The 14,272-nt window shown below is 69.9% G+C and carries 15 protein-coding genes and 1 pseudogene; 8 read left to right on the top strand and 8 right to left on the bottom strand.

Annotated elements, in window-relative coordinates; genetic code table 11:
* Nucleotides 1-16: 16 nt before the first annotated feature.
* From OV090_RS13055 to OV090_RS13045, 3 genes and pseudogenes are all read left to right on the top strand, one after another.
* Nucleotides 17-985, top strand: coding sequence for an alpha/beta hydrolase (locus OV090_RS13055; protein ID WP_267703936.1), 969 nt, complete (start codon nt 17-19; stop codon nt 983-985).
* A gap of 164 nt (nt 986-1,149) precedes the next feature.
* A complete protein-coding gene (locus OV090_RS13050; protein WP_267703935.1) occupies nt 1,150-1,425 on the top strand; it encodes a hypothetical protein in 276 nt (91 codons plus the stop codon).
* Between the two features lie 360 nt (nt 1,426-1,785).
* Nucleotides 1,786-3,168: pseudogene (locus tag OV090_RS13045) on the top strand (IS3 family transposase); the annotation flags it as partial.
* Between the two features lie 134 nt (nt 3,169-3,302).
* On the opposite strand, the gene OV090_RS13040 reads toward OV090_RS13045, so the two are convergent.
* The 3 genes from OV090_RS13040 to OV090_RS13030 all read right to left on the bottom strand — a co-directional run bounded on the left by OV090_RS13040 (nt 3,303) and on the right by OV090_RS13030 (nt 6,097).
* The gene (locus OV090_RS13040) at nt 3,303-3,686 is read right to left on the bottom strand and encodes a hypothetical protein (protein ID WP_267703934.1); all 384 of its coding nucleotides are present in this window, start codon (nt 3,684-3,686) and stop codon (nt 3,303-3,305) included.
* A 277-nt stretch (nt 3,687-3,963) separates the two neighbouring features.
* Complete coding sequence (locus tag OV090_RS13035) at nt 3,964-4,623, bottom strand: hypothetical protein (RefSeq protein WP_267703933.1); 660 nt, start codon at nt 4,621-4,623, stop codon at nt 3,964-3,966.
* A gap of 34 nt (nt 4,624-4,657) precedes the next feature.
* Complete coding sequence (locus OV090_RS13030; protein ID WP_267703932.1) at nt 4,658-6,097, bottom strand: M48 family metallopeptidase; 1,440 nt, start codon at nt 6,095-6,097, stop codon at nt 4,658-4,660.
* Between the two features lie 361 nt (nt 6,098-6,458).
* Here OV090_RS13030 and OV090_RS13025 point away from each other — a divergent pair, with 361 nt between their 5' ends.
* Nucleotides 6,459-6,653, top strand: coding sequence for a hypothetical protein (locus OV090_RS13025; protein WP_267703931.1), 195 nt, complete (start codon nt 6,459-6,461; stop codon nt 6,651-6,653).
* Nucleotides 6,654-7,404: 751 nt separating this feature from the next.
* Nucleotides 7,405-9,231, top strand: a complete 1,827-nt coding sequence (locus OV090_RS13020) for a hypothetical protein (RefSeq protein ID WP_267703930.1) — start codon at nt 7,405-7,407, stop codon at nt 9,229-9,231.
* Nucleotides 9,232-9,420: 189 nt separating this feature from the next.
* On the opposite strand, the gene OV090_RS13015 is transcribed toward OV090_RS13020, so the two are convergent.
* On the bottom strand, nt 9,421-9,723 hold the full coding sequence (locus OV090_RS13015) for a DAK2 domain-containing protein (protein WP_267703929.1): 303 nt from the start codon (nt 9,721-9,723) through the stop codon (nt 9,421-9,423).
* An 86-nt stretch (nt 9,724-9,809) separates the two neighbouring features.
* On the opposite strand from OV090_RS13015, the gene OV090_RS13010 reads away from it, so the two are divergent.
* Entirely contained in the window at nt 9,810-9,944 is a 135-nt protein-coding gene (locus OV090_RS13010; RefSeq protein ID WP_267703928.1) for a hypothetical protein, read from the top strand.
* A gap of 197 nt (nt 9,945-10,141) precedes the next feature.
* On the opposite strand, the gene OV090_RS13005 is transcribed toward OV090_RS13010, so the two are convergent.
* Nucleotides 10,142-10,450: a hypothetical protein gene (locus OV090_RS13005; RefSeq protein WP_267703927.1), complete on the bottom strand. Its 309-nt coding sequence runs from the start codon at nt 10,448-10,450 to the stop codon at nt 10,142-10,144.
* 466 nt (nt 10,451-10,916) lie between these two features.
* On the opposite strand from OV090_RS13005, the gene OV090_RS13000 reads away from it, so the two are divergent.
* Nucleotides 10,917-11,165, top strand: a complete 249-nt coding sequence (locus tag OV090_RS13000; RefSeq protein ID WP_267703926.1) for a hypothetical protein — start codon at nt 10,917-10,919, stop codon at nt 11,163-11,165.
* 45 nt (nt 11,166-11,210) lie between these two features.
* Nucleotides 11,211-12,098: an alpha/beta hydrolase gene (locus OV090_RS12995; protein WP_267703925.1), complete on the top strand. Its 888-nt coding sequence runs from the start codon at nt 11,211-11,213 to the stop codon at nt 12,096-12,098.
* Nucleotides 12,099-12,247: 149 nt separating this feature from the next.
* Here the strand turns inward: OV090_RS12995 and OV090_RS12990 are convergent, their stop codons facing one another.
* The 3 genes from OV090_RS12990 to OV090_RS12980 form a co-directional block, all read right to left on the bottom strand.
* Nucleotides 12,248-12,643 (bottom strand): hypothetical protein, encoded by a 396-nt coding sequence (locus tag OV090_RS12990; protein ID WP_267703924.1) that lies wholly within the window; start codon nt 12,641-12,643, stop codon nt 12,248-12,250.
* Entirely contained in the window at nt 12,640-12,924 is a 285-nt protein-coding gene (locus OV090_RS12985; RefSeq protein ID WP_267703923.1) for a hypothetical protein, read from the bottom strand. The genes OV090_RS12990 and OV090_RS12985 overlap by 4 nt, the downstream gene beginning before the upstream one ends.
* A gap of 206 nt (nt 12,925-13,130) precedes the next feature.
* On the bottom strand, nt 13,131-13,874 hold the full coding sequence (locus OV090_RS12980) for a hypothetical protein (RefSeq protein ID WP_267703922.1): 744 nt from the start codon (nt 13,872-13,874) through the stop codon (nt 13,131-13,133).
* Nucleotides 13,875-14,272: the final 398 nt, after the last annotated feature.

Genomic DNA, 14,272 nt, shown 5'->3' with positions numbered 1-14,272 from the left:
TGATACCCTGCGCGCCATGATGCTCCACGTCGAGCCGGTCGCCCCCGAGGTCGTCGCCGAGACCCTCGCCTTCAACCACCGGCTCGAGGCCATGCTCGCCGACATCCCGCCCGCGCACACGGTCCCGCCCGCGCTCGTCCGCGCCGGACGGCGCGCCGGCAAGGGCATCTTCCCTGCGCCGGTGTTCCTCCCGCACATGCGAGACCTCGAGATCCCGGCCCGCGGCGGCCCGCTGCGGCTCCGCGTCGCCCGTCCGCCGTCGGCCGCCCGCGGGGTCTATCTCCACATTCACGGCGGGGGCTGGATGCTCGGCGCCGCCGACCTTCAAGACCCCGCCCTCACGGCGCTGGCGGCCGCGACCGGGCTCGTCACGGTCAGCGTCGACTATCGCCTCGCACCCGAGCACCCCTTCCCGGCCGGGCCCGACGACTGCGAGGACGCGGCTCGCTGGCTCGTCGAGCACGGCGCCCGGGTCCTCGACGCGCCGCCCGTCTTCACGCTCGGCGGCGAGTCTGCTGGTGCTCACCTCGCCGTGCTCACGCTGCTGCGGCTGCGCGACCACGGCGACCTCGCGCGGGCGTTTCGCGCCGCGAACCTCGTCTATGGCGCTTACGACCTGTCGCTGACGCCGAGCCAGCGCGCCTGGGGCGAGCGCAACCTCGTGCTCTCGCGCCCGCTCATCGAGTACTTCGGCGCCGCCTTCGCGCCGGGCCGCTCGCTCGAGCAGCGCCGTGTCCCCGAGATCTCGCCGCTCTACGCCGACCTCCGCGGACTGGTCCCCGCGCTCTTCACCGTCGGCACCCTCGATCCGCTGCTCGACGACACCCTGTTCATGGCGACCCGCTGGCACGCGGCCGGCAACCTTGGGGAGCTGCGCGTCTGGCCCCACGGCGTGCATGGCTTCAACAGCTTCCCGATCGCCCTCGGCCGCCTCGCCGACGCGGCGATGTACGAGTACCTCGCGCGCCTGCTGCCGGCGACCTGAGCGGCGGACTCACGCCTGGAGGCTGGGTCCGGTTATCCGTAATCTCAAACGAACCTGTGCCAACGAGGGCGCTCCGTTGGCACGATCGTCGTCGGCGGCGCCAACAACGTAATCGTCGCTGACGATCGGCTCACCGCCGAGTTCAAGCGTGCCCTTGCGAGGTCGTGAATGCGCTGCTGGCGCTCGTCGCCAAAACGGCGCGCCCAGTGGCGCACACCGTCAGGGCCGAACTTAACGAGGAAGATGTCCTCGGTCGGGTAGACGACGTCGATCTGCTCCTCGGCACCTGGGACTGCGGTGAGGACCTGGCCTTGGATGACGAGCTTGCCGGTGAAGCTGCCGCCGACGACGATGTTGCCGGCACAGTCGACGGCCCCTACCTGCCAATGTCGTGTGAGACACGGCCCCCGCGAAGTTTAGAGAGCAGGGCGAGTCCGTGAATCAAGAGCATGAGCAACCCAACCATCAAGAGAAGTAGCAACGAGGAGCAATCGAGTAGGCAGGGCGTGAGTGGGGCGAGGTTGTCGGCCACCGATGCGACGATTCAGCAACAGTGTAGTCCGGTCGAAATTCTTGCTGTGCCTACGGCGACGACGAACATCAGGAGCGCCTTCAAAACGAGCGGCAACGAGGAGCAATCGAGTAGGCAGGGCGAGAGCGCGTCCGAGGTCGTCGGCCACCGAGGCGACGAGTCAGCAACGGTGTAGCCCCATCGAAATCCTTGCTTCACCGGGGTCGACGCTCGGCGAAGAGCACCCGAGAGTGGAGTTCGGCCTGCAATCGGGCGAGTCAACGGAGGCATGAATCCGATGGCGACTCCAGCACGAGAGCCCAACCCCGAGACCGCCGAGAAGGCGACGCGACGCCGCTTCACGCCGGCGTACAAGCGGAAGATCCTCGCGCAGACCGACCAGGCCAGCGAGGGGCAGATCGGCGCCATCCTGCGCGAGGAAGGCCTGTACAGCTCGCTGTTGTCGACCTGGAGGCGACAGCGGGACGAGGGACCCTGGGGGCGTTGAAGCCGAAGAAGCGCGGACCGAAGCCGAAGCAGGACCCCGAGCAGAAGGAGTTGGAGCGTCTGCGCCGCCGGGTGGCGCAGCTCGAGCACAAGCTCGAGACGGCAAAGCTGATCATCGACGTCCAAAAAAAGTCTCGCAATTGCTCGGGATCCCGCTCGCGACGATCGATCCGTCCGAAAAGCCCTGATCGCGCAGGCAGACGAGCTGTCCGAGAGGACAGGTCTGCCGCGGGCGTGCGAGGCGCTCGGGGTCTCGCGGGCGACCGTGTACCGCCGGCGCCGCCCTGCGCCGTCGCCGAGGCAAGCGAAGCCGCGGCAGTCGCCGCGGGCGCTGGGCGCGGCGGAGCGCCAGGAGGTGCTGGAGCTGCTGCACAGCGAGCGCTTCGTCGACAAAGCCCCCGAGGTCATCGTGCCGACGCTGCTCGACGAGCAGCGATGGGTGTGCAGCGCGCGGACGATGTATCGCCTGCTCGCCGCCGAGGGCGAGCTCCGCGAGCGCCGGCGACAGCGGCGGCACCCCCAGTACAAGCGCCCGGAGCTGTTGGCGACCGCGCCGAACCAGGTGTGGTCGTGGGACGTGACCTGGCTGCGAGGACCGACGAAGGGCCAATACTATTACCTGTACGTCCTGCTCGACATCTACAGCCGCTGCGTCGTCGGCTGGACCCTGGCGCGCCGCGAGAGCGCCGACATCGCCGCGCGGCTGATCCGCGCCGCCTGCGACAAGCAGAATATCCAACCTGACCAATTGACCATCCACGCCGATCGCGGTGCCGTCCCCACGTCCCGCGAGCTTGCCGACCTCTACGACGTCCTCGGCGCCCGCCGCTCGCACAGCCGGCCCCACGTCAGCGACGACAACCCCTACTCGGAGGCCCACTTCAAGACCCTCAAGTACACCCACGACTACCCCGCGCGCTTCGCCTCCTACGACGACGCCCACGGCTTCTGCGTCCGCTTCGTCGACGGCTACAACCATCACCACCGCCACTCCGGCATCGCCTTCCTGGCACCTGCCGATGTGCATTACGGCCGCACCGAGGCCATCCTGTCCGTCAGGGCAGCCACCCTCCATGCCGCCTACGAGGCCCACCCCGAGCGCTTCGTCCGCGGAAGGCCCACCCCGCGCCGGCCTCCCGCCGCGGTCTACATCAACCCTCCGCGGCGTCCCGACCGCGGTCTTCGCGAGTACGACGTCCATGTCCTTTCGGACAGATGCACCAAGATTGACCCATCCTCGGATTGCAGCTCCGGCGAAATCTCACATTCACTAAACCTGACCAGCAACGTGTCTCAAAGTCATTGACAGGCTCCGCTCGCAGCGGTCGCCACTCCGCCCACCACGAAGGTCCCGTCGGTGTCGACGCCCCCGAGCAGCCGGCTCGCTTGCAAGGCGCCGCGGATGTCGAGCTGCAGCCGGCCGTCGGTCTGCGACACGCTCGCGGTCCCCGACTGACGGGCACCGACGTCGCAGACCGAGAGCACCACCAGCTCCGAGAGCCGCACGGGCGCGCAGATGCCCTCGCACGAGAGCGTCGTCAGCTCCATCGTGTAGTCGCCTGCGAACGCATCGCCGAGCGCGTCGCCGGCCGGGAGGTCGGTTACGTCCGCTTCCGAGAGTTGATCGTCACACCCGCCGAGGACTACCGCGAGGGCGATTCCGGCCAGCGTCGAGGCTCGCATGCCGGGTTAACCCGCGAGATCGGGAAAGTCGCATCAGTCCGGCGCGAGGACGCGAGGAAAACTGTTCTCGAGCCGCGACTGGAACAGCCGGGCCAGGCTCCCGGCTCCCCCTCGTCGAGGTCCAGGCGTTCCCGAAGTAGCTTCAGGGTGTCCTCCTTGAGGTCGCCCCGGCTCTTCGCTAGCCACCGCGCAGCGTTCGCTCGTCGGCCTGCACCTAGCTCCCGCGGATCGAGAGCGCCACCCCGCCAGAGAGCCCAGTGCGCCGAGCGCATCGAGCTCAGCCCTTCTTCAAGGCCGCAAGCTCGCGAGAGGCCTGGGCGGCGCCGAGGTGCAGCTCGATGAGCTCGACCCCCTCCTCGAGGCTCAGCTTCTTGCCGTTCACGCACAAGCCCGCCGAAGCGAGCACCAGCTTGCGGTCCTTGCCCTTGTCAAAAACCAGCACCTGGCAGGGGAGGAACCCGCGCTGCCGGGTGGCCTGGGGGAGCTTCGCATCCGCGTCCACGTGGAGATTGGTGTACGTGTGGGTCGCGTCGACCAGCTCGACGCCGTGGATCGCGCTGAGCGGAAACGGCGCCGAGAGGTTCGAGGCCAGCAGCTCGGTACGGGTCAGGGTCATGAGGACCTTGTTGCCGTCCTTGCGGTGCTGGAAGGCCACGATGGCGCCGAACACGCCGAGGGCGCCGAGACCGATGGGCGCGGCAGCCTTCACCTCGGGGTTGCCAGCGAGGGCCGCGGCGAGGCCGAGGCACACCACCGCGCCGAGGGCGGCCCCCACCAGGATCTTCTTGGTGTCGGTGAAGTTGCTGCGCTCAGGAGCGGCGTCGATGATCGCCTGAAGCTCGCGAATGGTCTCGGCGCGATCGGACTGACTGGACTGGTGAAGCTCGTCGCTGAGGGACTGGGCGAGGCCCTGAGGGCGCTGGGTCGGCTGGGACATCTGGTGCTCCGGATGGGGGGGAACGGCGAAGCGCTCAGGCGGCCCTGGATGGGCTGTCGAGCAGGGACTGGAACCACGAGGTATCGGACGCGCTGGGCCTTCGGACCGCGCGCTGGATCAGCACCGCGTCCAGAGGGACCGAGAGCGCCTCAATCCGCACGCGCGTCGGCGGGTGCGTGTCGATGGGGTGCGCGAGCGTGTGGTCGAGGATCTCCTCCGGCAGCTCGATCGGATGCAGCTGGAGCGCCTCTACGAGCGCGTCGACGGCGTTGACGCCCGCCTCCCGCTGAGAGGCCTCGAGCGCCCGATCCACGTGCTCGGCGAGCGCGGTCACGCGAAGGAGCGCCGCGGCACAGGCCTCGGGGCCCTCCACGCGCGCGCCGATCGCATCGGCGCGCAGCTCGTGCTCGCGGCTGAAGTGGAAGTACGCGCGGTCCAACTGCTCGAGGAAGACGATCGAGGTCCACAGCGCAGGTAGGTTGAAGAGGCTGGGCGCCTCTTCCTCCTGTGCGGCGAGGCGCTCGATCCCCTGCTGCATGCGGCGATGGGTGACGGAGAGCTGCACGCCACGCTCGGTGTCCTGCATCGCGAAGTGGCCAAGCTCGTGGCCCACGATCGAGGCGGCCTCGTCGCGGCTCAGGACGCTGAGGAACGTGAGAGGAAGGTACAGGGTGCGCCCGCTGAGTTCCTGCCGGCGGGGCAGCATGCACACCGGAGTGCTGGTGACGAAGAAGCCCTGCGAGAGGCCCACCACGACGTGATCCGGCATCGGGGCGCCGACCCGCTCCGCGATCTGGCGCACCCACCTCCAGAGCCCCGGCGCGACGTCGGCGGGAAGGACCCGTCCGAGCAGCTCCAGACTGAGCGGGGGAAGCTGGGCGAGTGAGCGGGCCGAGCGCAGCATCAGCCGGCTCGTGGCGATGATCGCGCCCCACAGCGGCAGCAGGAACACGAGCGGCATCCACCCCACCGAGGCGAAGTGGCTCCACGACCACGACACCTCGTAGAGACCCATGGCGACCATGGCCCCGAGCATGAGCGCGACGTGCAGGAGCACCCCGCGCGAGACGGCTCTCCAACCCGGGCCCAGCGTTGCGAGCAGGGTCTCGAAGGAGGCCTGTGCGCGGCGGCTGTCACGGCGGATAAGCAGCAGCAGTCCGCACCCCACCACGAACGCGGCCAGCGCCACCCCGAAGCCCAGCCACGCCAAGACCTCCCGCTCGGCCAGTCGCTCGTTGCCGGCGACGAGCTCCTGAAGCTTCTCGGTGTCGCGGGTGAGGCGGCCCTCGGCTCGGGGAGCGGCGGCAACGCCCTCGGACTGCAGGCGCTCCTGAGCCTGCTGCGCGCCCCGCGTGAGCTCGCGCTGCTCGTCCCGACTCACGTGCACGCGATAGAGCTGCAGCGTCGGCAGGAGGGTCAGCCCCAGCGGCAGCAGCAGCAGGAAGGCGAAGACCCTGAGTCGGATGGCAGTCATGAGGCACGCGTCCGAAAGCGAGGCTGAGCGGCCGGAGAGGGTTGGGCGCGTGTCAAAGGGGGCGCCATATAGCCCGGAATCCGAGGAGTGCCAAGCCACGCTCGGATGCCGCCTGGCGCGCCGCCGCTCACCGGCATTACGTCCCTTCGCCTCGGCCACCGGGCTTCGCGAATCTTTGCCCGCTCGCCCCACTCGGTGCTGCGATCGCGCAGTTGCTCCGCTGCTGGACCCGCGTGTTCTCCGCGCGCTCGGACATCCACCTCCTGCACAACACCGCTCCCCCGTCTCCGCGGCCACTCTGGCCGCGCTTGCGAGCCGGCTTCTCGCACATGCGCTCGCGCTCGCCGCCGAGACCGGCCCCATGCACTCTTGCTGGGTCTTCAAGGACATGCTGGCCGAGGCCGGCAGCAGCAGCGAGGGTTACAACGGGGGCCTCGAGCCGCTGTCTCCCGGCGTCTTCTCGATCATGAAGAAGCAGCTCGAGCTGTGCCGCGCCTGGGGCCTCCGCTACCTCTACCTCGGCCTGTACATCCGCGAGTGCCCGTCGATGGCCTAAAGGCCCTCAGGTGCAATCCCAGTGGTAGAGCACGCGCGAGAAGTCGCGGCGCTTGAGGTCGTCGAGTCGAACTCTTCACACGGATGGATCGCTCTGGAATCTCTAGTGAGATATGGGATGGTCCACGGACTCATTCCCAAAGAGAAGCCAAACTCGCAGACCATTCGGGGTGGTCCGAATGGGTTGCTGAGCATTCCGACGAGATCAAGAAGTTTGCGACCCCCGGCAACGAGGAGACATTCATCGACACTGTTCGCGGCTTGTCCACGGAGCCGTCCAAGGTACGAGGGGCCTTCAAGAGCCTGGGACTACCTTGGACGGCGGAGATGGATGTGCTCGGGATGTTGCGAGGACAGTACATTCACGAAGGAACTGCGAGAGACTATGATCCGCAGACAACCCACAACCAGATCGCGTTGTTGAGGATCATGCTGTCGGCGCTGTACGCCCGCATTTTGCGCTACGAGGGACCTATCGCTGCTGGTCGCCAAGTGCCCCATGTGCGTCGCCGCGTATCTCGCGAGCTTCGGCCTCGGTGCGGGGTCTCGCACAGCGCGGCGCCGTTCGTGCGGCCCGTCGCGTTCACGAGCGCGGGGGTCGCTGCGCTGGCGCTGGCGCTCGGCGTGTGGCGGATCTGCAGGCGCCGTGCCGCGCCCTGCTGCCGACCGTGATCGACGAAGAGCGCGGCGTCGACCCTCGCGCGCGAGATACACCGTTGTGTCGACCCGGGCGAGCAGGTATGAGGCCCGCCATGCGAACGGCGTTATGGTGCCTCCCCCTCCCGATCTACCTCCTGGCTTGCAACGCCGATCCCGGCGAGACCAGCCAGATCGGCGAGACGGACAGCACCACGAACAGCGGAGCCACCACGACGGCGACGGACCCGACCGGGGAGACCACCGCGAACACCAGCGAGCCCGTGCCGACCAGCGAGCCCGTGCCGACCAGCGAAGGCCCGACCAGCGAGGGCCCGACCACGGACCCCGGCAGTGACACCGACGCCACGACCGTCGGCACGACCGAGGATCTGACCGCGACGAGCGACGCGACCGACGGCACGACCGACGGCACGACCACCGAATCGATGCCGTGCCGCGCCGGCGACGAGCAGCCGTGTTACGGCGGACCGGACGCGACCGAGGGCGTCGGCCTGTGCAAGGCGGGGGTCTCGACGTGTGACGGCGAGGGCACGTGGGGCGCGTGCGTCGGCGAGGTCGTGCCGGCGCCGGAGAGCTGCGAGACGCCGGGCGACGAGGACTGCGACGGGCTCGACCCGTGCGCGGGCGACGGCAATTACGCGTGGCACAAGGTGTGGGGCGACAGCGGGGCGCAGCGCGGGGTCAGGCTCGGCTTCGACGCGACCGGTGCGCTGATCGTGGCGGCGTCGGGCGTCGGCACCGTGAATCTCGGCGGCGGGCCGCTGGTCAGCGCGGGCGGCCACGACCTGTATCTCGCCAAGTACGCCCCCGACGGCGCCCACGTGTGGAGCAAGCGTTACGGCGACGACGAGGCGCAGTTCGAGTACGGCTGGGCGCTGGCGGTCGATCCGGGGGGTGACATCGTGGTGGCCGGCGGTTACCTGGGCCAGATCGATCTCGGCGGCGGCCCGCTGCCGCACCAGTTCATGCCCGCCACGTTCATGGCCCGGCTCAAGGGGGACGGCTCGCACGTGTGGAGCAAGTCGTTCGAGACCGAGACCTCCGTGCAGCCGAACGACGTGGTGATCGGCGCCAACGGTGAGATCGTGCTCGGCGGTCATTTCCGCGGCGGGCTCGACCTCGGCGGCGGCAAGATGGTCGCGACTGGGGTCGGCATCGACGGGTTCGTCGGCAAATTCACGGGCGCCGGCGAGCACGTGTGGAGCCTGCGCTTCGGCGACTCGGACACTCAGACCGTCCGGGCGCTGGCGATCGACCCGGCCGGCGAGGTCATCGTCGGCGGCTTCTTCGCGGGCGCGATGAACCCGGGCAACGGCATGCTGGTCAGCATGGGCAACGACGACGCGTTCCTCGTCCGCTACGACACGATCGGCAACGCGATCTGGGCCGCCCGCTACGGCGACGCAGACGTCCAGCAGCTGCTCGACCTGACCCTCGCACCCAGCGGGCGCATCACGGCAGTCGGCGTGTTCGACGGCTCGCTCGACTTCGGCGGCGGACCGCTGATGGCGGCGAACCTCGGCGGCTTCGTGGTGCAGCTCGAGGCCGATGGCGCGCACCGCTGGTCGAAGTTTCTCGGCAATGCCGAGGACCCGGCGCTGCCGTGGGCGATCGCCAGCGACCCGCTCGGCAACCTGCTGCTGACCGGATACTTCAACGACCCGGTCGACCTCGGCGGCGGCCTGCTGCCGAACAACGGCGGCAGCGACGTGTTCACGCTCAAGCTCGGGCCCGCCGGCAATCACGTGTGGAGTGATCACTTCGGCGACGACGATTCGCAGTCGGGGCTCGGCGTCGCCGCGTCGACGACCGGTGCGGTGGCCGTGTGCGGCGAGTACTGGGGCGGGATCAATTTCGGCGGCGGCCCGTCTACCAGCAAGGGCGGGTACGACGGCTTCGTCGCCGTGTTCGGGCCGTGAGCGCGGCGCAGGCCGGAAGTCGCGGGCGCCTCGTCGTGCTCGGGGCCGATCTCCCGATGAGCAGGGCCGTGCGGGGCGTCCCGCCAGCGCGGCTCGGGGCCTGCCGCGTGATCACGGCACACGCGTGCATCCGTCTCGCGCGTCACTGGCCCGGCCGCTCGGCAGGCCCGGTCGGCCGCGGCCCGGTCGCTACCGGCGGGTCGGCGGCGACTCGGCCGTCTTCATGACCGCGGCGACGGCCGCGAACACCACTGCGACGGCGGTCGCTCCCGGGTCGGGCACGCCGCGCAGCGCCTCCTCGCGGACGTGGCTCGAGCGGCCCGCGCTGGCTCGCGCCATGCTGGCCGTGCGTGCGGCTCCTTCGGCGGCGGCGTGGGCGGCAGCGGTGAGGTCACCGCTCCGCTGGAGCGCGGCGATCGCTGGCACGAGCGCGTCGAGCATGGTGCGATCGCCGGGCGCGGCGCCGCCGCACTCGCGCACGCGACGGGACACCCTCGGCGAGCGCGGCGGGCCAATCGGCGGTCGCGCCGACGCAGGCGCCGACCGCCGCGGCGAAGCTGGCGAGCAGGATCCCGCTGATGCCGCCCATCGTCCGCGAGAGGTCCTCGGAGAGCGCCGCGAACAGCTCGCCGGCGTCGGCCGTCACGAGCGCGGACCTCAAGACCGGCACGATCACCTGCGGGGCGATCGACGCGACGTGCCGGCCAGCCTGAGCTTGATCAGGCGCCCCAGCAAAGCCAGGCGAGGCTACGAGCCGGCGCAGCGGCAGAGCGGGGTGACAGTGAGGCGCTGGTCGTCGATCCGCGCGATCCTTGAAACCCGCGGCGGGCCGCCGCGAGCCTCGAGTGGCCCGCGGCGTGATCAATGACCGAGGAAGGTCGTCGGGAGGTTTGTCGCGGCGAGCAGCGCTTTAGCCGAGGTCCACCATTTTGGTGCAACCGATCGCCTTCGACAACTGGATGCAAGAAACCCGATAGCCCGTGTCCTCGTAACCAAGCTTTTCCCGCATGCACGTGTCCGGATCCCCGGGCCTGACCCTGACCCGCGCCACCTGCCGCTTCCCGTCGATCCATGCCGCCGAGCACTCGTACCAGGCCCGTTCAATGGCTTCGAGGGCGTCGTCTTCAGGTTCGGGGGCGACGACATCCGGGGAGTTGACGGCGAGGGTGCTGAAGAGCGCGGCCTGGAGGAAGTTCGTGACAGCAGTGAAGAACAGCATCGAGCGTCTCCTTTGAGTGAACCGTGGCGTCAGCATATTGGCGACGCCACGGGGCACAAACCGTGGTGGGACTCCCCCTCATCGTCTAGCGGACGGCCGTGAAAATTACTCGACGGCCGAGCCCGCATCCCGCTCGGCGTCCCAGAGGACGCCGCCCGGTAGCTCGCGCTGGCACTCGCACGGCCGACGGCCGAGCAACTGCGGCCCCGGGGCCCAGCAATCATCGACGACGAAACGCTCACGCGGGACCCCAATTACCGCGTCCCCGACGATGAGGACGATCAGTAGGGCCGCCGGGCGAGCGCCGAGCGCAGCCTCGGCGCGCACACCGAGCGAGGCCCGCCAGCGAACCGGCGGGCCTTTGGGTTCTGGCCTACGCGGCCCGTCGCGGCGTGAAGCCGCGAGCGGCAAGAGGCGCGCATGCTCGTCGCTGCCGTACGGCACCACTCGCCGGATCTCGATCGAGTTGTCGGGCAGCAGCCGGACCACGGCCTCCTCGCGGCTCGGCGGGCCGCCGCCGGGCGGCGTCCTCCTGGGCCCGCTGACCGCCGCCGTCACCCTCGCCGCCTACGCCGACTACTCGAGCGTCGCCGTGTGGCAACTGACCGGACCCCAGCCCGAGCTGACCTCCGGGACAGATCTCGCTCTCGCGGCCACCAACGCCTCCCTCTACGAGATGCCGGCCTACAGCGTCAGCGTGCTCGTGCCGCAGTGAGCGCTTGCGGTCCCGCCTCCGACGCGTTACGCAGCTCGCACCATCATGCAGGCTCCCCTTCCCGCCATCGAGGTCGGCCCCGCCGAGCGCAGCGATCGCTTGACGCTCGCCGGCGGGCGAGTGCTCGCGTGGCGCGAGTGGGGCCCGGAGCGCGGTAGGCCGGTGCTCCTCTGCACTGGCGCCGGCATGAGCAGCGCGCTCGGGCTCGACCGGGAGGTGCTCGCGGCGCTCGATGTGCGTCTCATCGTCGTCGATCGCCCGGGCCTCGGCGGCTCGAGCCCCGATCGTCGCAAGACGCTCTTCAGCGTCGCCACCGATTTCGGCGCGTTGGCCGAGGCGCGCGGGTTCGCCGACCTACCGGTGATCGGCTTCTCGCAGGGGGCTCCGTTCGCGCTCGCTCTCGCGGCCGGCGGCCTGGTGCGCGCCGCCGCGATCGTCTCCGGCCAGGACGAGCTGACGTTTCCGGACGTGTATCGCCAATTGCCGGCCGAGGTCGCCGTCATGGTCGACGCGGCGCGCACCGACCACGTCCGATTCGAGGCCGACATCGCCGCGATTGCCAGCGCCGATTGGCTGTCGACCATGACGCGGGTGATGAGCGGTCCCGCCGATCGCGCCGCTTACGAACGGCCGCCGTTCGCCCCGCTGTTTCGCCAGAGCCTGGTCGAAGGCTTCGCCCAGGGCCCCCGCGGCTACGCCCGCGACCTCGCCATCGCCCTGGCCCCGTGGCCGTTCGCCGTCGAGGACATCGCCGCGCCGGTACACCTCTGGTACGGCGCCCAGGACACGAGCCCCGTACACTCGCCCGACCACGGCGTCACCCTGGCCCGCCGGCTGCGCGCCGCGCCGCACGTGATCGATCCTGAGGCCGGCAGCGCGCTGCTGTGGACGCGCACCCGGGACATCCTCGCCGCCGTGCTGGCCGACGGCTGAGCGACCGTTTCGGCATCACCGCGGCTGCCGCGATGCATCGCGTCGCAGCGGCCCGCTGCCGCGATACGTATCATTGCAGACGGCGACGATTCGCAGCGCGGCGCGCTGCTCAACGGCGCCGCGATACCCATCCCCGCGGCGGCGCCGCCTCACCGCCCGCAGCAGGCCGTCCAGCAGCACGAGCCGTCGTCCTGCCCGCAGTTCTGCCCGCCGTTCGTCCAGCCGAAGTCGCAGTTGTCCATCTCTTCCTGCGAGCAGTTGCCGCCGCCGCCCTTGCAGGCCTGGATGTCGCCGAGCGGACCGCGGTCGATGCCGGACATCGCCACCAGCTGCGGCGGGCAGGCGACCTCTTGATAATGCAGGTTCGGGTTGTCGGCCGCCTCGTACCATTGCACGTACCACTCGCAGCCGGCGGCCAGCTCGGCCAGCCCCGGCTCGTCGAACACCGCCGCGCAACGGCCGAGGACGCACTGCTTGATCTGCTCGAGGTTGCCGCCTGGCCAACATCCGAAATCCAGTGGACGGGTCCCGACGCTACGGCTCACGCGAGGTCGAGCGCTTCCTGACCCCGGAGGAGCGCCGCAATCTTCAGGCCGTCCTCGAGGAAGGGTTGCGGCGTCGCCCAGCCACCCGCGGTCACATCGAGCCGATGACCGTCTGGGCATTGCAGCTCCTCGCGCTCACCGGCCTGCGACGCGACGAGATCCTGGACCTCAAGTGGTCCATGATCGACTGGCAGCACGCCCTCTTCAACCTCCCGGACACCAAGACCGGCCAGCGTCCCGGCGGCGGCCGAGGGAAAGGACGCCCACGAGCAAGAAGACACGACGTCACCACACCCACCTCGAGAAGGTTCCCGTGTCGGAGGGTCTGTGAAGGCGCTGCCGAGCGTCTTCCATGGCTGGCAGCATCACCTGTCGAGCACGGCACCGCCGCGTTTGGTGAATCTCGCAAGCGGGCACCCGCGGCGTCATTCGACGGCGGGCTGACAGCGCACAGGCGGTAGTTCGTGCGCCTCGGACGCGGTCGGCGCTACTGCAACACGCACTTCTGCGCGACGCAGGCGGGCTGTCGGTCGGTGCATTGATCGGCGCCCGCGCAGGTGTCGGCGTCGGCCTCGGACGGCGGCGTGCAGGCCTCGAACGTGTCCACGCACTGCTCGGCGACCGCGAGCTCGAGCCCGCCGAGCGCGCAGTCGCAGCAGCCGAACGTGATCCGCACGCAGTCCGCGTCGGTCTGGCACAGGCAGCCGGGTGGCGGGGCGCACGCGCAAATCGGGCACCCGTCATCGCCCTCCATGAAGCCGAACTCGCAGTACAGATCGCACGCGCCGAGCTGGCAGCGCGCGTCCTCGACGTCGATGCAGGTCCCGCCCTCGCAGTCGTCTGCGCACACCGGTGGGCTCACGGTGCAGTCGCAGCTCGAGGGCGCGCAGCCGAACTCGAACTCGCAGTATTGTCCTTCTGGACAGGCATTGCTCACGCATCCCGGCTGGACGAAGCCGTCGCAGTTGTTGCCGCCGTCGCTGCTCACGGTCGCGGGCGCCGTGGTGCCGGTTGTCTCTCCGTCGCTCCCGCCGCCCTCGGTCGGTGCCGTGCTCGACCCCGCCGTGGAACCTCCGGTCGTCGCCGTGCTCGCGCCGACCGTCTCCATCGACGCCGTCGAGCCACCGGTGCCGGAGTCGCCGGTCGTCTCGTCCGACGACTCCCCGCAGGCGGCAGCGACGGCGAGCGCCGCCAGAATCTGCGCCAAGATGTTCAAGTCATTGAGTCTCATGTCCACGTGGATAACCGATGGCCGCGGGCCGAACAAGGACGCCGACTCGGTCCGCTCCGGGGTTGCGAGCCCCCCCGCGCCAGCGCCCACCAGCGCTCGACCGACAACGAGCCCACCGCACGGCGCCAGCGCGCACAGCCGTCCCCGACACCTGCGCACCGACGATATCGAGCGGCTCATCCACGCTTCGAGGTCAAGATCCGGGTGCCCGTTCCCGCGGTGCGCAACGTGTACCTCGAGCCGCACCCCCGTCCTGGCCCCGACGCCGCCGCGCGCCAGCTCACGGCCAACAGCCGGTCGGCCTACGCAATTCGCCGGATGGTCCCACCGGGTCGTCTTTGTAGTGTTCGCGGGCGCCAGGGGAGACCGCGCAATCGCGTCATGTGCATGGTTGCGGA

The sequence above is a fragment of the Nannocystis sp. RBIL2 genome (assembly GCF_026626745.1).
GTDB lineage: Bacteria > Myxococcota_A > Polyangia > Nannocystales > Nannocystaceae > Nannocystis.
Note: the sequence above shows the minus strand (reverse complement) of the source record. Positions and strands in the feature narration are given on the sequence as shown.